The sequence below is a fragment of the Streptococcus vestibularis genome (genome assembly GCF_900636445.1).
GTDB lineage: Bacteria > Bacillota > Bacilli > Lactobacillales > Streptococcaceae > Streptococcus > Streptococcus vestibularis.
In genome coordinates this window covers 943,626-965,921 of the sequence record NZ_LR134275.1, presented here as the reverse complement: position 1 = coordinate 965,921, position 22,296 = coordinate 943,626, and the positions used below count along the sequence as shown (strand labels likewise).

The following is a 22,296-nucleotide window of genomic DNA, read 5'->3' as shown; positions in this document are numbered from 1 at the left end:
GAAAGCAAGATCAGAAATGGTCTTGTTTTTTTGCATGAAAAAAAAACTAAAAAAAGTGTGCAATCAATATCTATGTTTTGTTATAATAAAAGAATGAAACCTTTTACAAAGTGGACCGGTGGTAAACGTAAGTTATTACCTATTTTGACAGAGTTAATACCTGATGACTTTAATAGGTACTATGAGCCTTTTATTGGTGGAGGAGCTTTATTTTTTAAACTCTTACCACATGATGCAATTATAAATGACTTTAATGAGGAATTGATAAATGCGTATTTACAGATACGCGATAATCCAAATGAATTAATAGATCTATTAGCAGAACATAGAGATAATAATTCGAAAGATTATTATCTTAATATTCGTTCCGCTGACAGAGATGGACGCATTGAGAATATGACTGATGTTGAAAGAGCCGCAAGAATTCTTTATATGTTACGCGTCGATTTTAATGGTCTTTATCGTGTGAATTCAAAAAATCAATTCAATGTCCCATACGGTCGATATAAGAATCCTAAAATTCTAGACGAAGATTTGATTTATGAAGTATCTGGGTATCTAAATGCTAATAATATTCAAATTTTACAAGGAGACTTTGCTAACGCTGTTGCCGATGCCGTTGATGGTGATTTAGTATATTTTGACCCACCATATATTCCTTTGTCTGAGACCAGTTCTTTTACTTCCTATACTCATGAAGGTTTTTCTTATGAAGATCAAGTAAGGTTAAGAAATACCGTTAGAGATTTAACTCGACGTGGTGTTAAGGTTATTTTATCAAATTCTTCAAGTCCGTTAGTCGAGGATCTTTATCAGGAGTTTAATCTTCATTATGTGGATGCTTCGCGTACAAATGGTGCAAAGCCAAAAAGTCGAGGGACAATTAAGGAAATCATCGTTACAAATTATGAATAATTACGAATATGAGTATGGAGGTGTTTTAATGGACAAACCATACTATTATAAAGATAAAGCAATCCTGGTACATGCGGATACATTTGAGTTTTTAAAAAAGATAAAACCTGAAAGTATGGATATGATTTTTGCGGATCCACCTTATTTCTTAAGTAATGGAGGTTTCTCAAATTCAGGAGGTAAAATCGTTTCAGTGAACAAAGGAGACTGGGATAAAATCGATACTCTTGAAGAAAAGCATGAGTTTAATAGAAATTGGATTAGATTAGCAAAAAGGGTCTTGAAAACCAATGGAACACTATGGGTTTCAGGTAGTTTTCATAATATATATTCTGTTGGGATGGCCTTAGAACAAGAAGGTTTTAAAATCCTAAATAATATAACATGGCAAAAAACTAATCCTGCTCCGAATCTGTCTTGTCGTTATTTCACACATTCCACGGAGACTATATTATGGGCTCGAAAAAATGATAAAAAAGCAAAGCATTATTATAACTATGAATTGATGAAAGAACTTAATGGTGGAAAACAGATGAAAGATGTCTGGACTGGTGCCTTAACTAAGAAATCTGAAAAGTGGGCAGGTAAGCATCCGACACAAAAGCCAGAGTACCTTTTAGAGCGCATCATTTTAGCGTCTACCAGACCTAATGATTATATCCTTGATCCTTTTGTAGGTAGTGGTACAACTGGAGTGGTGGCTAAGAGGTTAGGACGATGTTTTATTGGAATAGATTCTGAGAAGGATTATTTAAAAATAGCACAAGCAAGATTAGAGAGAGAAGACTATGCTTCGACTATAAGTTCTGATAAAACTTTTTTAAAGGAGGGAAATAATTGATAAAAGGTGGAGTCGGTGGTGCAAATACTAAAACAGGATTAGCTTTTGAGTTAAAAACGGATTTGCCAACGTTTATCGCAAAGCAAAATGGATACGAAATATTTGAGAATGATTTTGATTTCGAGCGAAAAGATGGCAAAGTTACAAAAAAGAAACGAAAAAAAGTTTCTCGATGGAGTGTAACTTATAAAGGAGAGTACGTTGCAGAAATATTTCAAAAGCATGGCTTATACCGTTATTTTGATGAAGTAGATTTAAAATACAATGAAATTCTTTCAAAAAAACTATTGCCAGATGATTCTATTTTTGTAATGGATAATAATACAGTTTTCATAATTGAAAAAAAGACTCAAAATACTAATGGAAGTGTAGATGAAAAATTGCAGACTTGTGATTTTAAACTAAAGCAGTATAAGAAACTTTTTTCTCCATTAAATAAGGAAGTAAAGTATTATTATCTTCTAGATGAATGGTTCTTGAAGAAGAAATATAAAGATGTTCTAGATTATGTAAATAGTGTCGGATGTTATTATCGGTTTAATTATATTCCATTAAAGGAGTTTGGATTACCTGTACCTAAAGTTTGACAATAAACTTACTTTTAATACTATCCAATGAATATAAGAACTTTTACTGAATAAGAATATTTATTATCTTCATTTTAACTAATGAAATGACCATATAATTAATAATAGTTCAAGGAGATTACTATAATGGATTACTACAAATATATTTCATCTTTACCATCAGACCGTCTTAATATTTTTTTATCGACTCTTTCTGTCACAAATCGCACACCTGAATATTATGTGAATTGGGAAAAAGTAAATCGAGAAACTAAAAAATTTGAGATTGAGTTAAATACACTAAATTATTTAATTGGTAAGAAAAATATTTATAATGTTGCTCTAGAGTTGTTTGAAAAACAACCAGAACTATTAAAAGCCATTCCTAGTTTAATTGCATGCCGTGATAAGGTTATTGATGTGTTATCACTGGATGAAACTGATAATATGAGTTTTTATCAATTAGATTTTAAAAATATTGATACAAATAACATCAAAGGTTATATTGATTTTATTGAGAGATCTGGTCTTTTAAATTTTCTTCAAAATGAAGCCAATCGGTCTTTAGTTGACTATGTCTATGGGGTTGAAACAGGATTAGATAGTAATGGCCGTAAAAACCGTAGTGGTACAACGATGGAAGGTATACTTGAAAGAAATGTCTCAAAAGTATGCAAAGCATACGGTCTATCCTATAAAGCTCAAGCAACTGCAAGTTTTATCAAAGAGACTTGGGATATTGATGTACCAGTTGATAAATCTCAACGTAGATTCGATGTTGCAGTTTATTCTGAAGAAAAACATAAAGTGTGGTTAATTGAAACAAATTACTATGGTGGAGGTGGAAGCAAGCTTAAAGCTGTGGCTGGGGAATTTACAGAACTAAGCCAGTTTGTAGTCACATCAGATGATAATGTGGAATTTGTTTGGGTGACAGATGGAATAGGCTGGAAAACTGCTCATCTCCCGCTAGCTGAGGCTTTTGGACACATTGTCAATGTCTTTAATTTAGAAATGTTAAAAAATGGATTTCTATTTAATTTACTAAAGTAACAAGTTAACGTTTTATCTCCCAAGCCGTCTTCGTGTACTTTGTCACCGTTTTCCTTTATAATATAAGTATCACATTACAAGAGGAGACCTCATGAAATATATTGTAAACACATCAAATGACCCTGCCTATAATATTGCTTTGGAAGCCTATGCCTTTCGTGAATTGGTAAATGAAGATGAATTGTTCATTCTTTGGATTAACCGTCCAGCTATCATTGTTGGTAAACACCAAAATACCATTCAAGAGATTAACAAAGAATATACAGATGCTCATGGTATCAAGGTCGTTCGTCGTTTATCTGGTGGTGGCGCTGTTTATCACGATTTGAACAACCTCAACTATACTATCATCTCTAACAAGGCAGATGAAGGAGCATTTGACTTTAAGACTTTCTCTCAACCGGTAATCGCAACACTTGCTGATTTGGGAGTTAAAGCTGAATTTACCGGTCGAAATGACCTTGAAATCGATGGTAAAAAGTTTTGTGGAAATGCTCAAGCTTACTATAAAGGTCGTATGATGCACCATGGTTGCTTGCTTTTTGACGTTGATATGTCGGTTCTTGGCCAAGCCCTTAAAGTCAGCAAAGACAAAATTGAATCAAAAGGTGTTAAATCTGTACGAGCTCGTGTGACAAATATTGTAGACGAATTGCCAGAAAAAATCACTGTAAATGAATTCTCAGATAAAATCTTGGAAAAAATGAAAGAATTCTACCCAGAAATGACTGAATACGTCCTTTCTGAAGACGAATTGGCTAAGATTCAAGAGTCTTATGAGAAACAATTCAATACCTGGGATTGGACTTACGGACAGTCGCCAGAATACACAGTAGAGCGTAACGTTCGTTACCCAGCAGGTAAGATTTCAACTTATGCGAATGTTGAAAATTCAATTATCAAATCTGTTAAGATTTACGGAGATTTCTTTGGTATCGGGGATGTATCTGATATTGAAGAGCTGCTGGTCGGTGTACCTTACGAGTACGAAGATGTCTTGGCTAAACTTAAAACCATCGACACAACACATTATTTCTCACGCATGACAACCGAGGAGGTTGCAAAAGCTATCGCAGCTTAATCATTATTTAAACAACCCGGAAAACTCTAGGTTGTTTTTTTGGTGAGTTTCTATATTGTCTAAAGTAAACTTTAAATAATTTCCAGAATCAAATTCACATGATACTCTGAAAGTTCCTTTATGATTGACTAAGTTAGTCATTTTATAAAATAGGCCAACGAACCTAAAAAGCCCATATAAGAGAAAAATACCCCACAACATCTTTCCGAAAAACTATAATTTTCTTGAAAGAAATATGAGGGTGTGATATACTTCTATTAAGTAATTATGGAGAATAAAATTAATGAAACGTGAACTCTTACTAGAAAAAATTGAAGAATACAAATCTCTTATGCCTTGGTTTGTTTTGGAGTATTATCAATCTAAACTATCGGTACCGTATTCTTTCACGACCTTATATGAATATCTCAAGGAATATAAACGCTTTTTTGACTGGTTGATTGACTCAGGTATTTCAGATGCTGATGATATTGCCTCAATTGATATCAAAACCTTGGAAAATCTAACTAAAAAAGATATGGAATCGTTTGTCCTCTATCTACGTGAACGTCCATCTTTAAATACCTACTCCAAGAAACAAGGTGTCTCTCAAACAACCATTAATCGTACGCTTTCAGCATTATCTAGTCTCTATAAGTATTTAACTGAGGAGGTCGAGGGACCTGATGGTGAACCATATTTCTATCGTAACGTCATGAAAAAAGTTTCGACTAAGAAAAAGAAAGAAACCTTGGCTGCACGTGCTGAGAATATCAAACAAAAACTTTTTCTAGGCGATGAAACCATGGATTTCCTTGATTATGTAGAAAATGAATATGAAGTCAAGCTCTCAAATCGTGCTAAATCTTCGTTTTATAAGAATAAAGAGCGTGATTTAGCTATCATTGCCTTGCTGCTGGCTTCAGGTGTTCGACTATCTGAGGCTGTTAATCTAGACCTTAAAGATATAAATTTAAAAATGATGGTCATTGACGTCACTCGAAAAGGTGGCAAACGGGACTCCGTTAATGTGGCGAGTTTTGCAAGACCCTATCTTGAAAATTATCTTAACATACGTGATAAACGCTATAAGGCTGAAAAGCAAGACCTTGCCCTATTTTTAACAGAATATCGAGGGGTTCCAAACCGTATCGATGCTTCAAGTATCGAAAAAATGGTTGCTAAGTATTCTCAGGATTTCAAGATTCGTGTTACTCCTCACAAACTACGCCATACTCTGGCAACACGTCTTTATGATGCTACTAAGTCTCAAGTTTTAGTTAGTCATCAACTTGGTCATGCTTCCACTCAGGTCACTGATCTTTACACCCATATTGTAAATGATGAGCAAAAAAATGCTCTAGATAATTTATAATTAACCAATCATAACCATTCCTATTTGGCTTGATTATTTTTATTTTACATAAATTTAATTATATCAAACTAATTTTATTCACGATTGTTAACAAAACTAAAATTATGTAAATGATTGTGAACAAAAACAAACTCTCCTTCATGGAAAGCTTGTTTTTTATATTAATAATCTTTAAGAGCTGATTCAACCGCAGCTTTTTCTTTTTCAATCAAGTCTACGCGTGCAGCAATTGTTTTAATTCCCATCAAAATATTACGTTCCAAAGCTTTGTCACTTGTTTGTGGCTCGAAGAATGCAATATATTGGTCAAGACGTTCTTTCGTTTTAAAGATTCCTGCTGGGATATTAACAAAGCTATCAAAGCTCATATCACCACCAAGGGCTGCTTTAATCCACTCCCAGTTTTCTTTAGCCCAATTCCAAACGGTTTCTTGAGCAAAAGATTTGCTGAGGAAGTTCATATACCATAGATACAAATCTTGCGGTTTAACAACGTTTTTATCTTTAAGTTTACCTAGTACGTAGTCAAGACCTTCTTGATTTTTAAGGTATGAAAGTGCTTGAGTCAATTGACGACGGAAGTTACTGTCGTTTGTTGCTACGTATGCATTAACATACTCTTCAACAAGAGAAAGACTGTTTTCTTGTTTCATTTGGTTGATGAGGACAAGGCCACGGACACTTGCTGGAATACTTTCGATGTTTTCTTTATGGGCTTGGAAAACACTTGCTGCTGCAAGGACTGCTGGTTGATAGTCTGCTTGAATCAAGTAGCTAAGAGCTGTTTGACGGACCATTTCATCTTCATCAGACTCTCCTTCTTTGGCATCGAAACCAAGGTGTTCAAAGTCATTTTGAAATTGACGACATACTAAGGCTTTATAATGCACTTCTGTTTCTGTATCTTCATCGATAAAGCGTTTCAAACCAGCAAGGATTTGAGATTTAGCTTGAGAAATCAAGAAGCTTTCTTCCTTTTCGACAAGATCAAGAAGAGCAACTAGGCTTGCATACGAGATACGTCCACTTTCCGCTAGAAGACGGCGTTCTTGTAAAATTTGAAGTTTACTTACAGTATCAAGGTTTACAAAATCCTCTAAGATATTGTCCAAGAGTTGTCCTTGATAGTCTGTGATGTAATGTGCTGTATTAGCTGTATTAAGACGGAGAGCACCATTATTTTCGGTAGCAAGCTGGCTATAATTTGGAATCTCAATACGCTCTTCTGAAAGTGTATCTGGAAGCCTATTCCAGTTTGTATTCAATGGAATCTCCCAAAGACGTCCTTTGTCTTCATGTTCACCAATAAAGAATTGTTTTTGACTAAGGATAAGCGTATCATCAACAACTTCTGCACTAACCACAGGGTAACCTGGTTGCTCTAACCATGTATCCATGAAGCTAGAAACATCCTTACCTGAAGCATCCGAAAGAGCATTCCAAAGGTCACGTCCAACAGTATTGTTATATTGGTGTTTTTCAAAGTAAGCTTTAAGCCCTTTGGCAAAGGCTTCATCGCCCAACCAACGGCGGAGCATATGCATAAGACGGCTACCTTTGGCATAAACAATAGCACTATCAAAGAGGGTATTAATCTCGTCTGGATGATTAACTTCCATGTGGACGGACTGTACTCCGTCTGTTGCGTCACGTTGAAGAGCATGAGGCACACCAGTTGTTTGGAAATCTTCAAAGATGTTCCAGCTTGGTTCAATAGCATCCACTGAAACATACTCCATCATGTTGGCAAAACTTTCGTTAAGCCATAAATCATCCCACCATTTCATGGTAACAAGGTTACCGAACCATTGGTGAGCCAATTCGTGGGCAACAACAAGGGCAACTTGTTGGCGGCTTTCAGCTGAGCTATTTTCATCTACAAGGAGGTAAACTTCACGATAGGTAACGAGACCCCAGTTTTCCATGGCACCCGCTGAGAAGTCAGGAAGAGCAAGGTGGTATGATAATGGGATAGGATACTTGACTTGGAAGTAGTCTTCATAGAAGTCGATGACACGAACGGCAATATCAAGAGCGAAGTCGACGCTATTTTCTGCTTGTGCAACTGTAGCGAAGACACCAACTTCAGTGCCATTTTGTGTTTTGGCTGTTTTACCCTGGAGAGCACCGAAACCAAAGGCGAGAAGGTATGTTGACATGCGAGGTGTTGTCTCAAATGTCCAAACTCCAGTTTCCTCACGCAAATGGCTATTGATTTCTGGCATGTTTGACAAGGCAGTATCGCCTTCTTCAGCGTCAAATTTCAATGAGAGATCAAAAGTCGCTTTTGCTTCTGGTTCATCAACAGAAGGAAAAGCTTCACGGGCGAAATGAGATTCAAACTGTGTTGAAATAATTTCCTTCTTTTCACCATTGTAAGTGTAATATGATGGATAAATACCAGTCATATTATCTGTGATGCGGCCAGAAAATTCGATGAACATTGTTAGAACCCCAGTTTCTGGGAGTTCAATATGGAAAGCCTCATTGGCATCATCCATTTGGAAGTTCAAGGATTCATTATCCAAGAGAACTGAATTAATGGTAAGGTCTTTTTGGTGAAGGGAGATGTGATTATCAAAGGCTTCACCTGTAATGGCAACATTCCCTGTAAAGGTCTTTTCAGAACGATTAATGTCCAAGAAAAGATTGTAATTTTCAGGGATGAAACTTTCGATAAAACGAGCAACAGATGCTGTCATACGTATATACTCCTAATCTAACTTTTCGTATCGAAACAGACTGACAAATGTTTCGATATTAGACTCTTTTACAAAAGAAAAGGGTCTGAATTATTTAATACAGACCCATTATAACATAGATTGGAAGCTTTGCCTACAGTTCAATGATTTTACCAGATTTGAGGTAGACAACCCACTCGCAGAGATTGCGGGCATAGTCGCCGATACGTTCCAAATACATAAGTACTTGGAAATATTCTTTGGCAGCGAAGGCAGCATCAGGATTCTTACGAACACCTTCTACTGTCATGGCCTGAATATCACGGAAATAGTTATCAATGATTTCATCTGAAGCTGCGATTTCATAAGCGCGTTGTTCGTCACTGTTCAAGTAAACATCTAGAGCATCCTCGACCATGTGGCGAACTGCTTTCCCCATTTTCTTGATTTCAGCTTCAATTTCAGTTATCCGTTCTTCACCTTTAATGCGGATGGTTGCTTTAGCGACAGCAACGGCATGGTCACCCATACGCTCAACGTCGCTAGATGCTTTAAGTGCGGTGATAACTGTACGCAAATCACTTGATACAGGTTGCTGTAGAGCAATAATTTCAAGTGATTTTTTCTCAAGTTTGGTTTCGTAGTTATTGATGATTTCGTCATTTTCAATAACTTCCTTAGCCAAATCACGATCATGGCTGATAAAGGCACGTACAGCTTTCTTAAGCTGAGCTGCAACCTCTGTACCCATAGCGTAAAATTGGTTGTGGAGTTTTTCTAATTCTTCTTCGAAGGGTGTTCGTAACATCATAATTATTTTAGTAATCTGTCCTTTCTTAACCGAATTTACCGGTAATATAATCTTCTGTTTCTTTATGTTGTGGATTTAGGAACATGTCTTTTGTTGATGAATACTCAATGAGTTCTCCATCGAGGAAAAAGGTGGTTCGTTGTGAGATGCGGCTTGCCTGTTGCATAGAACGTGTGACTAATAGCAAGGTGTATTGGTCTTTAAGGTTATATAGGGTCTCCTCAATTTTACCAGCGGAGATAGGGTCGAGGGCTGAGGTTGGTTCATCAAGAAGGATAACCTTTGGAGATGTAGCAAGAACCCGTGCAATACAGACACGTTGCTGTTGTCCTCCTGAAAGTCCAAGCGCTGAGTCATGGAGACGGTCTTTGACCTCTTCCCAGATTGAAGCACCTTTTAGTGACTCTTCTACTGCTTTGTCAAGGACAGTCTTATCTTTGATTCCATTGATACGAAGGCCATAAACCACGTTTTCATAGATAGACATTGGAAAAGGATTGGGTTGTTGGAAGACCATTCCGATTTCTTTACGGAGTTCAACGGTATCTGTTCGAGGACTGTAGACATTGTGACCATTGTAGGAAACAGCACCAGTAAGTGTCCACTCGGGGTTTAAATCTCCCATTCGGTTGATAGAGCGGAGCAGGGTTGATTTCCCGGATCCTGAAGGACCGATAAGGGCCGTGATTTCATTTGGATAGAAATCCATTGTCACATTATTGAGGGCTTTTTTCTTATTGAAATACACCGATAAATCATTAATTGAAATGATAGGTTCAGTCATGAGTGCTCCTTTCTATCCAAAACGTCCTGATACATAGTCATTGGTCGACTGTAGGGCAGCGTCTTGGAAGATTTTCTTGGTTTCATCATATTCGATAAGATCACCAAGGTAGAAGAATGCTGTATAATCACTAGCACGCGCTGCTTGTTGCATATTGTGCGTCACGATGATAATAGAGTAATCTTCCTTAAGTTCAAACATGGTCTCTTCGAGCTGCATAGTAGCTACAGGGTCCAATGAAGCTGCAGGTTCGTCCATGAGGAGAATCTGCGGTTTCACGGCAATAGCTCTTGCAATACAAAGACGTTGTTGCTGACCACCTGAAAGGGTAAAGGCAGATTTATGAAGGTCATCTTTAACTTGATCCCAAAGTCCAGCTTGCTTAAGTGATGTTTCAACAATCTCGTCCAAGGTTTGCTTATCTCTTACACCTTTACGTTCGTGAGCAAAGGTGATATTTCTGTAAATAGACTTGGCGAATGGATTTGGACGTTGGAAAACCATTCCAATATGTTTACGCATTTCATAAACATTGATATTACTTGCATTGACATCGACGCCTTGATAAAGGATTTGTCCAGTAACCTTAGCAATATCAATCGTATCATTCATACGGTTTAGGCTACGAAGAAAGGTTGATTTCCCGCATCCTGAAGGGCCAATAAGAGCTGTGATTTTATTTTTCTCGAATTGCATGTCAATGCCTTTGATGGCTTCTTTTTGACCATAGTAGACATGCAAGTCCTTTGTTTCAAGAGCGAGCTCCTTCTCTGGGAAGGTAATAATATGACGCTCGTCCCAATTATATTTTGTCATGATAACTCCTTTAAGCGGATGTTAATTTCTTATGGAGGTAAGCTCCCAAACGACGTGCACCAAAGTTGAAAATCAGAATGAAAATCAAGAGCACTGCTGCTGAACCAGCAGATACTGCAGTGGCGTCAGGTGTCGTACCTTCTGAGTTGACCTTCCAGATGTGAACAGCAAGTGTCTCTGCTTGACGGAAAATCGAAATTGGACTAGAGATGCTAAGCGGATTCCAGTCGCTCCAGTTAAGTGCTGGTGCCGATTGACCTGCTGTGTAGATAAGTGCTGCTGCTTCCCCGAAAATACGACCAGAAGCAAGAACGATACCAGTAACAATACCAGGTAAGGCTTCTGGAACAACAACGTGACAGACAGTTTCCCATCGAGACAAGCCTAGAGCTAGGCCAGCTTCACGTTGGGTATGGTGAACGGTTCTTAAGCTATCTTCAACAGTACGAGTCATTTGTGGCAAGTTAAAGACAGTTAAGGCCAAGGCACCTGATAGGATTGAAAATCCATACTGAAATTGGACAACGAAAATCAAATAACCAAAGAGTCCGACCACCACTGAAGGTAGTGAAGATAGGATTTCAATACAGGTACGGACAAAGTTGGTAAGTCGTCCTTTTTTAGCATATTCTGATAAGAAGATGCCAGCTCCCATTGAAAGAGGCACAGAAATAATCAAGGTAATAACCAAAAGGAAGAATGAATTGTAGAGTTGAACCCCAATTCCTCCACCAGCTTTGTAGGAAGATGATCGACTAGTCAGGAATGACCAGCTGATGTGTGGTATCCCGCGAACCAAGATATAGAGAATCAAGGCTGCCAGGATTGTTACAATAATGCCAGCAATCACATAAAGCGTGCTGATGGCAATTTTATCAATTTTTTTAGCGTTCATAATTTCTCTTTCTCTCACGGGTAATGAATTTTACCAACATATTAAAACCAAGACTCATCAATAAGAGCACCAAGGCGAGAGACCAAAGGACATTGTTTGAAACAGTACCCATGACTGTATTCCCGATTCCCATAGTCAAGACAGATGTCAATGTTGCTGCTGGTGTCGTTAAAGAAGTTGGAATCACTGCGGAATTTCCGACAACCATTTGGATGGCTAGAGCCTCACCAAAGGCACGGGCCATACCAAAGATAACGGCCGTGAAAATACCTGGTTTAGCCGCATTAAGTGTCACACGCCAAATCGTTTGCCAACGTGTAGCTCCCATTGCTAGACTAGCTTCACGATAGTGACGAGGCACTGCACGAAGCGTATCTGTTGTCATAAAGGTTACGGTTGGTAGAATCATGACGAACAAGACAAAGGTACCTGAAAGAATACCAAAACCTGTTCCACCAAAAATTAAGCGAACAAATGGAACCACGACTTGGAGACCAATAAATCCATAAACAACGGATGGAATCCCGACCAAAAGTTCGATGGCGGGTTGTAGGAATTTAGCCCCTTTAGGAGAAATCTCAGTCATAAAGATGGCTGCTCCAATGGCAAATGGGGTTGCAACCAAGGCTGAAAGTAAAGTCACTACGAATGATCCCAAAATCATTGGTAGAGCTCCGAATTTGCCTTCAGATGGTGACCAATCACCACTAAAGAGAAACTCGACCAAGCTAACTTTATTGACAAAGAAAGTCGCCAGCCCTTTTTGAGCAACGAAAAGTAAAATCATCGCCACGATGAAAACAATCAAAGCCAGGCAAAGGAAAGTGATTGTTTTACCAAACTTCTCGAGGCGTGAATTTTTAGAGGGTGATGTTAATTGTTTCACCAATTCTTCATTTTTCATGCTTACTCCTCACTCTTCTTTGAGACGTTACCATCAGCATCCTTGGTAACTTTCATGCTATGAATGGAAATGTAACCCATTTTTGCGACGACGTTTTCTTGGACTTCGTCACTCATCATGTAATCTAAGAATTGTTTGGTATAGCTATCCGGTTTTCCCTTGGTATACATATGTTCGTAGGACCAAATCGGCCAATCGTTAGTTGCAACATTTTCAGCTTTGGGTTCAAATCCATTTAACTTCAATGTTTTAACAGAATCATCAAGGTAAGCAAATGATAGGTATGAAATAGCACCTGGTGTCTGAGCAACGATTGACTTAACCATACCATTAGAATCTTGCTCTTGGGTACGGATTGGTGATTTACCATCCATAATCACTGCATCGAAAGTTGCGCGCGATCCTGAGCTAGCTGCACGGTTAATAATAGTAATCTCTAGGTCTTTACCACCAAGCTGTTTCCAGTTTGTGATTTCACCAGTGAAAATCTTACGCAGTTGTTCTGTTGTCAAGTTATCTACAGAGACTTCTTTGTTTGTAATAACTGCAATCCCTGCAACGGCAACTTGATAGTCAACAAGCTTACTGGCATCTATTCCAGATTTTTCCTCGGCAAAAAGGTCACTGTTTCCGATTTGAACGGCACCGGATTGTACCTGAGAAAGTCCAGTACCAGAACCACCACCTTGGACGTTAACGATATTCTCAGGGTTCTTTTCAGCGAACCCATCTGCTGCCGCCTCCACTAAGGGTTGAAGGGCCGTAGAACCAACTGCTGTAATGGACTGGCCACGGTCAATCCAAGAGGCACAGCCAGTTAAGACTAGCATGGCCATTGTCAGTGACAGAATCACTGCAAGGACTTTTGTTTTTTTCATTTTTGTCCTCCGACATTTTGTAACATAAGTAAGATAGTGTCTTATATATATGCTATTAAAAGACATCTATATAATTATACCAAGTATAAGATAATTAAGTCATATTAAAGTTTGATTACAGACCCTTATACAAGGAATCTTAATCCTTTAGGATAGTAGTTTTTAACCGTGTTTCCAACGATTTTGGCAAATCCAAAACCATTGCCATCCACTAAAAGCTGATACCAACCGTTTGGTTGCGTTTGATCTAGAGTGAGCACATTACCAGAAACATATTGGGCAAACTGGTCTTGAGTTAGCTCTATACTTGAAACAACTTCATCAGAGGTTAACGCAATTCCAAGCGCAAAACTTGGTTCGAAACGTTTTTTCTTGAAGACACCAAGATGCAGACCGTTACGAGCGATTTTTACTTTAGAAAGATCTGGAAGTCCCTTAGGAAGCAGATAGAGATTGTCCCCAAAAACTTGGAGTAAACCATTTAGACTAGTCTTAAGGTGTTTTTTTGCAAAATCTTCCCAATGTTGCTTCTGCTCCTTGTTTAGGTTAGATTTTCCTTCTTTGATACGTGTCTGCTCAGGGACGCGCTTATCCTGGAATTTTGCTATAAACTGGCCTTCACCTTTGAAATGGTGTGGATACATTCTAGCTGTTTCTGGAAAATCAATTCCATCACTCATGCCATTCCATTTAGGGATTTGCACTAATTCAAGATCAGGGTAATTTTCTAAAATCCAAGCAACAACCCCTTCGTTTTCCTCAGGAGACCAGGTACAGGTTGAGTAGATCAATTGACCACCAGGAGCGAGCATCTTCAATCCGTCTGACAGAATATCCTTCTGCAATTGTGCCAGTTCACTAGGATAATCCTTGTGCCAATATTGGATTGCTTTAGGATCCTTGCGGAACATTCCTTCACCAGAACATGGTCCATCAAAGACGATCGTATCAAAGTAATTTTTGAAAACTTTGGCTAGCTTATCAGCTAACGTGTTAGTCACAACAACATTTCTCGCCCCAAAACGTTCTATGTTTTCAACCAGAATTTTACTACGCTTGGGATTGATTTCATTGCTGACGAGCAGTCCAGTATTATCTAAGTAGCTTAGAAGATGAGTAGACTTTCCGCCCGGAGCAGCTGCCAAGTCTAAGACACGACTTCCCTTGGCCGGAGCTGCCACTTGAGCAACCATTTGAGCAGCTGGTTCCTGAGAATAAACCAAACCAGTTGCATGATCGGCAGATTTTCCAGAAATTTTACCGTAATGGCCCCAAGGTGTTTCAGGAATAGCATCAGGAAAGTCCTTCTGTTGCTTTTTCAGAGGGTTAGTACGGTAGGCGGACACGGCTTCTTGGTCAAAAGATGCAAAGAAGTCCTTCGCTTCATCTCCAAGGAAGTTATTATATTTTTCTATAAAGTCTGATGGAAATTGCATAGTTTCCTTTCTATCAAAAAACTGGACTAACCAAGAGAACTTGCTGTTCTGATTTGTCCAGTATGGTTTTTTGTTTTAAATTAATTTTCTGAGCCCATAATATCCTTGATTTCTTCAAGTCTGTCTTTAGGCACAAGCATTACAGCTTGACGACTAGAATAATCCAGTGGTTCTCCGGTAATGGTCTCAAGATGATAACCCAATTTTTCTCCCATAATACTTGCTGCAGCATAGTCCCAAGGGTAAATAACTGAAAAGTAAGCTAAAATTTGACCAGATAGGACTTTTGACATGCTTAAACCAGCACCACCGTAGACACGAACACCCAAGGTCTTATCAATAAGGTCTTTTAAGCCGTGAAAATTTTTAGCATACATCGCTCCATTGCTAGCGACTAGGCACCGGTCTAAAGGTCGACTTTTATAGGCTGGAAGCAATTTGTCATTACAATACACATCAAACTGGCCACCACCATAGAAAAGTTGATCAGCCATGACATTATAAATGAGACCAAATTTCCCTTGCCCCTCTTCATAGTAGGCAATCATCACACAAAAATTATCTTGTTGGACAATAAAATTGACCGTTCCATCAATAGGATCCAAGACCCAGACGTTCCCATCTTTGATATTATGCACCAAGCCATTTTCTTCAGCGAAAATATTGTCTGAAGGAAAGGAAGATTTAATACGTGCCACGAGTAAATCTTGTGTTTGTTTGTCAATATTAGTAACTAAATCATCAAAAGCCGTCTTTTCTTCGACTGTGATTGTTTTGCTTAAACTTTCTTTAATAAAAGCACCAGCTTCTTTGATGATTTCTTTGGCGAAAATCAGTTTATTTTCCAAGTGATACAAATCCTTTATCTTTTGCTTTAGCAGCTTTGACAGCTTGATAGGTTGAAAAACCGCTAGCTTCTTCAAAGGCCTTGTCTAGTTGCTTTTCAGGTGCCTTTCCTGGAACAACTGTTTTAAACGCCTTATAGGCCTGCAAGAGCTGATCACGGTCAACCTTACTCTCATATGCTTTTTCTACCTGACTCAAAAAATGAAGCACTGTGGTGATTTCCTCAGTGCTCCATGATGGATCGAGTGGGTAGGAATAATTTCCTTTAGTCATTGTTACCCTTAATTTCAGCACGAATGGTCGCTTGACGCAGTTCTTGCTTTCTATAATCACGAGGCAAAAAGGCACGAATTTCATCTTCGTTAAAACCGATTTGCATACGTTTGTTATCCATAATGATAGGTCGACGAAGAAGATTTGGATATTCAGAAATCAATTGAATGAGTTCCTTGATGGTCAAATCATCCACATCGATATTTAGCTTCTGAAAGACTTTTGAACGGGTTGAAATGATATCTTCAGTACCATTTTCCGTGTAAGACAAAATCTTCATCAACTCATCGTGAGTTAATGGGCTCGTGATGATATTGTGTTCGTCAAAAGCAACTTCATGATTGGTCAACCAGGCTCGTGCTTTCCTACAGCTGGTGCAGCTAGGTGATAAAAATAAAGTTACCATGCAAACACCCCTTTCACTTTAACATTCCTAAAACATTATACATTATTTGATTAGTTTTGGCTACGCTTTCTTAAAATTTTTCCGCGATTTTTTTATCCGCTTCCAGTTGGTCGCATAGCTCGTCTATATTATTGAACTTGATCATATCACGGATATAATCTAACCAAAAAACTTCAATTGTCTTTCCATAAATATCACCTTCAAAATCAAAGATGTTGGCTTCAAGACGTAACTCTGTACCACCAAAGGTGACATTTTTTCCTAGACTAGTCATAGAACGATAGCGTTTTCCATCAATGACGACATCGGCAACATAGACGCCATCAGCAGGTAGAAAAGTTCTGTCGATTGGTGCTAAATTAGCAGTTGGAAAACCAATGGTACGTCCACGGGCATCTCCGTGGACCACAATACCCCGTGTAGAGAATTCATGTCCCAAGAGGTAATTTGCCTCTTTAACCTTACCTTCTCTAATCAACTGGCGAACACGGGTTGATGAAATCTTTTCACCATCACTTTGTTGTTCTTCAATGACATGTACCCTTCCAGAAAAATTTCGAGCTAAATAGTCCGCATCTGTTCGATGGTGTCCAAACTTGTAATCAAAGCCCACTACAACCTCTTGAGCTTTCAAACGCTTAATATAACGAGCAATGAAGTCGTCAGAACTTGTTCGAGCAAAATCACTATTAAAATCTGTTAAATAAAGCTGATCTGTTCCATAGGCTTCAAAAAGATCACAACGTCTTTGAGGTGCTGTAATGTGCAGAAGGAGATCATCCGTATACCGTTGAAAAGTCAGTTGAGGACTTTCATTAAAGGTAAGGACAGCTACTTCAAGCTGTTTGTCGTCAGCAATCTGGCGTGCCTTATCAAAAAGGACCTTATGACCACGATGAAGCGCATCGAAATAGCCTAAGACCAGGACAGTTTCCTTATCCTGATGGATATCTTTATAATCGTTAATAGAAGTTATTTTCATTGACTTAATACTTTTCTAGGTTTATAAACTTGATTTCGCTTTTCCATGATGGCTAGTACTTTGTCTCCTAAAAAGGCCGCAACCAAAGGCTCTTGGCTATCAATTGAAATAAAGCGACCAAATGAGATTTCTTTGGCATCATCTTCATTGACTTGTACTGCTGGCAAATCCTGAACACCGAATTCAATGGGAAGGAGGAAGGACGTATCCCCTGCTTCTACCATTTCTGAGATTTGAGAGAGAGTTAATGCCTTATCTAAGGTTAGACCAGCTGAAGCTGTTCGACGAAGAGCAGACATATGACTTGCGTAGCCGAGTTTAGCACCCAAATCGACAGATAAGGTACGGACATAAGTCCCCTTACTACAAGCAACACGGAAGGTGAATTTTGCGGTGTTGTTTTCCAATTCAATAGGAGAGGTACGGACAAACTCGGTAATTGTCACTTGACGTTGTGGACGCTCTACTTCTTCACCAGCGCGTGCGTACTCATAAAGTTTCTTTCCGTTGACCTTAACCGCTGAGTACATAGGAGGAATTTGTGTGATTTCTCCCTCAAAACTAGCCATTGCCTGATCGACAGTTACTTCATCTAGCTCTGTTATTGGAGTTGTTTGGACGACTTCTCCACTAGTATCCTCGGTAGTTGTTGAAAATCCAATGGTGATTTCGCCCTCATAGACTTTACCTGCTTCAGTCATGTATTCAATAACACGAGTAGCTTTTCCAACCGCTATAGGTAGAACACCAGTAACATCTGGATCAAGAGTTCCTCCGTGCCCAATTTTTTTCTCATGTAATATTTTACGTAGTTTAAAAACAGCATCATGACTGGTCATTCCAGCCTCTTTTTTTAGATTAATAATTCCTGAAATCATACTTTTAATTATATCAAAAGCCATCCTAAAGAGCTAGGTAGAAACATAAAGAGGCAGAGAGCAAAGTCTCTAACCTCTTAAGTATAATAGTCATAAGCAATCGCGGGTCTGCTAGCTTTTTTAATCGATATCTCTATTAAGGTCGCTTTTCAGTTCAAAGAAAGGCTGAATATCCTGCACATATTCTAGGACACCCTGAAAATCTCCCTTGTCATCCCTAACAGCTGCATAGGTAACATAAACGAATTTTCCTAAACGTTCAGATTTGAACCACATTGGAACTTGGTCACGCTCCCCACTTCTTAGTAATTCAAAGATTTTCTTGACCTTTTCAAGCACTTTTGGTGGATGACAAAGTTCAACGTTTCGTCCAATTTGGCTAGGTGTTCGTTTAAAGACCATCTCATTGGCTGGAACACTATCATTATAGTACTGGAAAATATCCTCTTTATTGACGAAAGTGATTTCCAAAGGAAGATGGTTAAGAATGAGATTGGCCTGCTCCACAGAAAGATAACCATTGCCAAAAGGTTGCGTTGTTTCTCTATCTACGACAGTTTCAGTTTTTGGTTTTGGAGTGAAGCTGATAGTGAATTGCCCTTCGGGAGTGTCAATAATTCGGGTATTGCCCGTATGTTCGTCAGTGCTTAGACCAGACTTTTCTTGCGATGTTTCCGTATTGTCTTCCTCAAAACGCTCACGCTTAGGTTTCCAGACAGCTGTAGGTTTTATTATTGCATAGCCATAGGCATCGCTTTCTTCGGCAATCGAAAGCCAATCATCCTGTGTGAAGGTTTCAAGCAGAATCATAAGCAAGATAGCCTCTTCTTTGAAAATCATGGCTTCAAATTCTTCTGAGAAAGCTTCAAAGGACTTTGAAAATTCTTCTAAATCAGTATCTGGAAGTTCTTTTAATTTAGCTTCTGCTGCTCTAAAAAGTTTTCGGATATCATCATCTACTCCCCACATCACTTTTGGAGGGGAGTCATGGCCATGACGTTCCATAATTGGAAAGAAGAGCTTTTCTTTACGTGTGTAATGGTTATGGAATTGTCCCAATAAAGACATCTGATGTCTAAGCCCATTGAGTAGGTCAGATTTGAAATCTTCATTTTCAGGCTTACTAATGTTTTCAATGATACGTCGGATACGGAGTATGGCTGAACGAAGTGCTAGATTTTCTTGCTTGAAAACATAAACAGGGTGGCCCTCTTGATCAGCATCCGCCACTTCCACATCTGCAATTGCTCCTTTAAAGAGGTTAGCGTGGACATTACAGAGGCTCATAACATCTTCAAAGGTAACCCCATCTTCAGATGACATCAATTCATGCTCCATCATAGAGATTTCAAGGGCAGATACTCCCTTGAAGTGTTGATTGAAGCGTTCTTGAACACTTTCAGGACTGGCTCCATGGTGTAAATCTAGGAGTATTTCTTTGAGTATTTGAATACGATTATTTTCCATGTTAGTCTCCGATGACATCATAACCATTGAACAGTAAGGTTTGCTTGATTTTGTCCAAGGGAATGTTAGCTAACTTAGAGCCAGCTTTTATACTGGTTACCTTACCAACAGTATTTAGCATAGCAGGATTGGACAAGGGCTTAAAACCAAGATCAATCAGTAACTCCTTAACCTCTGGATGCTCTTTAATGATGGTTGCGACGGGTTGTGATAAATCTATAGTGTTGGTAGTCATAATGACCTCCTAATAACATATTTACTACTACCATTATACACGAGAATAATAAAAAAAGACCAACAAATCCTAGTTTGATGGCTTTTGATTAATTTCCAAATAGGGCTTCTGTGACATTATGCTGGATGTTTTCCCACTCTTGCTCTGCACGAATCATCTTACGGTGGTAATCAGCACGCCCACGTAGGTAGGCAGCAATTTGGTAATCTTGCTTCACAATTGGTATCTCAGGAATTTTGATGTCTAAGAGGTCAGCCGTCGATAAATTTAGGACAGCCTTTCCCTTATCAGCATAGTCTAAATAGGTACGACCAATCTCTGTCTCAAGGAAAAACTTGATGTAGAAACCACGGAGTTTTTCCTTAGGTCTTAATACTGTGATATTTGATGAGGCGACAACTTCTCGCTTGCCCTGATCTTCGAAAACAGCAACTTTTTGTACAGTTCCCTTAGATGCAATAAGAACATCTCCATCTTCTAAGAGAAATCGTAAAAGTTTGCGGCGTTCCTCAGAAAATGTTTTAAGGTCATCGTAGGCAATACCGTTAGGTGTCATATCCGATAGATTAATGACAGCAAATTCACCAGGTTCTGCCTTAGCTGGGACAGCTTTTCCTTTAAATTGATCAACAACATCGCCTAAACGAACAAGTTTGTCTGTATTAGCTTCGTAATCGATAATCAGTTGAGGTCTTTCTTTTTCAGACATTGAATCTCCTTTTTTATATTTTACTATCCGTATTGAGTATTGCTATACAATAATAGCAAGAAGCTAATACTTTTGCAAGTAAAAACTGTAAGAAAGGCAAAATAAAAAAGAGACCTGTACCTCTTTTTTATAAGCTCTTAACTGCTGCTACTGCCGCTTCATAGTTTGAATCAGTATTGATATTGTCCAAATATTCGACATAAGTAATCTTGTTGTCAGCATCTGCCACTAAAACGGCACGCGCTAACAAGTGCCATTCTTCAATAAGAACACCATAATCTTTACCAAAACTATTATCATAGTAGTCAGAAAGCATAATGGCATTTTCAAGACCTTCAGCACCACACCAACGAGCTTGTGCAAATGGTAGGTCCGCTGAAATAGTGATAACTACAGTATCATCTAGTTCTGACAATTCCTTGTTAAAGGTACGTGTTTGAGTTGAACAAATACCAGTATCGATTGATGGAACAATAGAGATAACTTTTTTCTTTCCATCGAATTCTGAAAGTGATTTTTTCGTCAAATCTGTTGTGGTCAAGTTAAAGTCACGCAAGGTATCTCCAACTTGAAGTTGTTTGTCTTCTGCTACTGTAACTGGTTTTCCAATAAATGTTGGCATGTTAGTCCTCCAATACTTTTTTTACTATTGTACTGTAAATATAGCAATAAGCCTAAGCATTTGTTTAGAACTTTTCAAACAGTAGTCTAATTTTTTCAGCAATAACTGCATTAATTGCAGGAATAACCTCATCCGCAAAGTTTTTTAGGTAGGGATAATCACCAATTTGCACTCCATATATAGCATTTTTGAAAAGAGAAATATCATTTTGATCATTTCCAAAAGCTACAAAGTCTTTACCAAAGTGGTTTAAAACAGTACTAGCCTTGCTCACACCTTTAGGATTAATGTAAAGACACCTTTCGATATCATGGTAAGTAAGGTCTAAACATTCCAGTTTGTTTAGATTAAAGATAAGGTCTTCACGTATATCTTCATGCTCTACAAGTGGAATAACAACTTTGATAGGCTCATTAAGTTCATGAACAGGCAAAATTCTTGCTTTGTTTAATGGATCAACATTTGAAAGAAAAGGGATTTGCTCAGGATTTTGAATAGCATAATTAAAGGTATCATCAATAAAATAAGGGAGATTATAAGTATCACAGTAGCTAACAATCGTTCTTAGAGCAGAAGAAGGTATTGTGTATTGTGATACTAAACATTCATCTTGAAAGACTTCACCACCGTTTAAGCCAACTACTGTCAGATTTCTCAATCCTCCTTCTAAAATACTAAGACAGTCTCTGTAAGAGCGTGCTGTTGCAAAAATAATGTCATGACCGTATTTTGGTGCTGTCAAAAGAACATCTTGTAGTTCTTTTGACATGGTCATATCATCAAAACATAGGGTTCCATCCAAATCAAAAACAAATTTCATAGGGATAGTATAACAAAAAACCAGCTAAAGAGCTGGCTAAATC

24 protein-coding genes are annotated in these 22,296 nt (G+C 38.3%); 6 read left to right on the top strand and 18 right to left on the bottom strand.

From position 1 onward, the window contains the following. Nucleotides 1-72 precede the first annotated feature (72 nt). The 6 genes from EL076_RS04945 (at nucleotide 73) to xerS (ending at nucleotide 5,810) form a co-directional block, all read left to right on the top strand. Nucleotides 73-915, top strand: a complete 843-nt coding sequence (locus EL076_RS04945) for a DNA adenine methylase (protein WP_126430147.1) — start codon at nucleotides 73-75, stop codon at nucleotides 913-915. After that, nucleotides 908-1,756: a DNA-methyltransferase gene (locus EL076_RS04940; protein WP_126429484.1), complete on the top strand. Its 849-nt coding sequence runs from the start codon at nucleotides 908-910 to the stop codon at nucleotides 1,754-1,756. The genes EL076_RS04945 and EL076_RS04940 overlap by 8 nt, the downstream gene beginning before the upstream one ends. Next, nucleotides 1,753-2,343: a PD-(D/E)XK nuclease superfamily protein gene (locus tag EL076_RS04935; RefSeq protein ID WP_126429482.1), complete on the top strand. Its 591-nt coding sequence runs from the start codon at nucleotides 1,753-1,755 to the stop codon at nucleotides 2,341-2,343. The genes EL076_RS04940 and EL076_RS04935 overlap by 4 nt, the downstream gene beginning before the upstream one ends. 126 nt (nucleotides 2,344-2,469) lie before the next feature. Then, complete coding sequence (locus EL076_RS04930; protein ID WP_164555392.1) at nucleotides 2,470-3,375, top strand: type II restriction endonuclease; 906 nt, start codon at nucleotides 2,470-2,472, stop codon at nucleotides 3,373-3,375. A gap of 91 nt (nucleotides 3,376-3,466) precedes the next feature. Next, nucleotides 3,467-4,456 (top strand): lipoate--protein ligase, encoded by a 990-nt coding sequence (locus tag EL076_RS04925; protein WP_126429478.1) that lies wholly within the window; start codon nucleotides 3,467-3,469, stop codon nucleotides 4,454-4,456. A 283-nt stretch (nucleotides 4,457-4,739) separates the two neighbouring features. Then, the gene (gene xerS / locus EL076_RS04920) at nucleotides 4,740-5,810 is read left to right on the top strand and encodes a tyrosine recombinase XerS (protein WP_126429476.1); all 1,071 of its coding nucleotides are present in this window, start codon (nucleotides 4,740-4,742) and stop codon (nucleotides 5,808-5,810) included. 161 nt (nucleotides 5,811-5,971) lie between these two features. Here the strand turns inward: xerS and EL076_RS04915 are convergent, their stop codons facing one another. The 18 genes from EL076_RS04915 to EL076_RS04830 all read right to left on the bottom strand — a co-directional run bounded on the left by EL076_RS04915 (nucleotide 5,972) and on the right by EL076_RS04830 (nucleotide 22,253). After that, a complete protein-coding gene (locus tag EL076_RS04915; protein ID WP_126429474.1) occupies nucleotides 5,972-8,512 on the bottom strand; it encodes a M1 family metallopeptidase in 2,541 nt (846 codons plus the stop codon). A 133-nt stretch (nucleotides 8,513-8,645) separates the two neighbouring features. Next, entirely contained in the window at nucleotides 8,646-9,299 is a 654-nt protein-coding gene (gene phoU, locus EL076_RS04910) for a phosphate signaling complex protein PhoU (RefSeq protein WP_037621464.1), read from the bottom strand. Between the two features lie 28 nt (nucleotides 9,300-9,327). Next, nucleotides 9,328-10,086 carry a phosphate ABC transporter ATP-binding protein PstB gene (gene pstB, locus EL076_RS04905; protein ID WP_003097173.1) on the bottom strand — a complete coding sequence of 253 codons (759 nt, stop codon included), beginning with the start codon at nucleotides 10,084-10,086 and terminating at the stop codon, nucleotides 9,328-9,330. A 12-nt stretch (nucleotides 10,087-10,098) separates the two neighbouring features. Then, nucleotides 10,099-10,902 carry a phosphate ABC transporter ATP-binding protein PstB gene (pstB, locus tag EL076_RS04900; RefSeq protein WP_003092580.1) on the bottom strand — a complete coding sequence of 268 codons (804 nt, stop codon included), beginning with the start codon at nucleotides 10,900-10,902 and terminating at the stop codon, nucleotides 10,099-10,101. Nucleotides 10,903-10,912: 10 nt separating this feature from the next. Beyond that, nucleotides 10,913-11,797 carry a phosphate ABC transporter permease PstA gene (gene pstA / locus EL076_RS04895; protein WP_003092751.1) on the bottom strand — a complete coding sequence of 295 codons (885 nt, stop codon included), beginning with the start codon at nucleotides 11,795-11,797 and terminating at the stop codon, nucleotides 10,913-10,915. Next, on the bottom strand, nucleotides 11,787-12,701 hold the full coding sequence (gene pstC, locus EL076_RS04890; RefSeq protein ID WP_002890959.1) for a phosphate ABC transporter permease subunit PstC: 915 nt from the start codon (nucleotides 12,699-12,701) through the stop codon (nucleotides 11,787-11,789). Before pstC ends, pstA begins: the two co-directional genes overlap by 11 nt. A 2-nt stretch (nucleotides 12,702-12,703) precedes the next feature. After that, nucleotides 12,704-13,579: a phosphate ABC transporter substrate-binding protein PstS family protein gene (locus EL076_RS04885; RefSeq protein WP_126429472.1), complete on the bottom strand. Its 876-nt coding sequence runs from the start codon at nucleotides 13,577-13,579 to the stop codon at nucleotides 12,704-12,706. A gap of 125 nt (nucleotides 13,580-13,704) precedes the next feature. Continuing rightward, nucleotides 13,705-15,015: an RsmF rRNA methyltransferase first C-terminal domain-containing protein gene (locus EL076_RS04880; protein WP_126429470.1), complete on the bottom strand. Its 1,311-nt coding sequence runs from the start codon at nucleotides 15,013-15,015 to the stop codon at nucleotides 13,705-13,707. An 80-nt stretch (nucleotides 15,016-15,095) separates the two neighbouring features. Then, nucleotides 15,096-15,863, bottom strand: a complete 768-nt coding sequence (locus EL076_RS04875; RefSeq protein WP_037621466.1) for an inositol monophosphatase family protein — start codon at nucleotides 15,861-15,863, stop codon at nucleotides 15,096-15,098. Next, nucleotides 15,853-16,134, bottom strand: a complete 282-nt coding sequence (locus EL076_RS04870; protein WP_004182521.1) for a UPF0223 family protein — start codon at nucleotides 16,132-16,134, stop codon at nucleotides 15,853-15,855. Before EL076_RS04870 ends, EL076_RS04875 begins: the two co-directional genes overlap by 11 nt. Further along, nucleotides 16,127-16,540, bottom strand: coding sequence for a Spx/MgsR family RNA polymerase-binding regulatory protein (locus tag EL076_RS04865; RefSeq protein WP_003092599.1), 414 nt, complete (start codon nucleotides 16,538-16,540; stop codon nucleotides 16,127-16,129). The genes EL076_RS04870 and EL076_RS04865 overlap by 8 nt, the downstream gene beginning before the upstream one ends. Nucleotides 16,541-16,610: 70 nt before the next feature. Continuing rightward, nucleotides 16,611-17,522 carry a bifunctional riboflavin kinase/FAD synthetase gene (locus EL076_RS04860; RefSeq protein ID WP_126429468.1) on the bottom strand — a complete coding sequence of 304 codons (912 nt, stop codon included), beginning with the start codon at nucleotides 17,520-17,522 and terminating at the stop codon, nucleotides 16,611-16,613. Next, nucleotides 17,519-18,400, bottom strand: a complete 882-nt coding sequence (gene truB / locus EL076_RS04855; protein WP_126429466.1) for a tRNA pseudouridine(55) synthase TruB — start codon at nucleotides 18,398-18,400, stop codon at nucleotides 17,519-17,521. The genes EL076_RS04860 and truB overlap by 4 nt, the downstream gene beginning before the upstream one ends. Nucleotides 18,401-18,520: 120 nt before the next feature. Then, complete coding sequence (locus EL076_RS04850) at nucleotides 18,521-19,867, bottom strand: DUF438 domain-containing protein (protein WP_126429464.1); 1,347 nt, start codon at nucleotides 19,865-19,867, stop codon at nucleotides 18,521-18,523. A 1-nt stretch (nucleotide 19,868) separates the two neighbouring features. Then, on the bottom strand, nucleotides 19,869-20,102 hold the full coding sequence (locus EL076_RS04845; protein ID WP_003097182.1) for a DUF1858 domain-containing protein: 234 nt from the start codon (nucleotides 20,100-20,102) through the stop codon (nucleotides 19,869-19,871). Nucleotides 20,103-20,190: 88 nt separating this feature from the next. Next, nucleotides 20,191-20,811: a restriction endonuclease subunit S gene (locus EL076_RS04840; protein ID WP_126429462.1), complete on the bottom strand. Its 621-nt coding sequence runs from the start codon at nucleotides 20,809-20,811 to the stop codon at nucleotides 20,191-20,193. Nucleotides 20,812-20,938: 127 nt separating this feature from the next. Beyond that, nucleotides 20,939-21,433, bottom strand: coding sequence for a thiol peroxidase (gene tpx, locus EL076_RS04835; RefSeq protein WP_048788144.1), 495 nt, complete (start codon nucleotides 21,431-21,433; stop codon nucleotides 20,939-20,941). A gap of 64 nt (nucleotides 21,434-21,497) precedes the next feature. Then, the gene (locus EL076_RS04830) at nucleotides 21,498-22,253 is read right to left on the bottom strand and encodes an HAD-IIB family hydrolase (protein WP_003097184.1); all 756 of its coding nucleotides are present in this window, start codon (nucleotides 22,251-22,253) and stop codon (nucleotides 21,498-21,500) included. Nucleotides 22,254-22,296 lie beyond the last annotated feature (43 nt).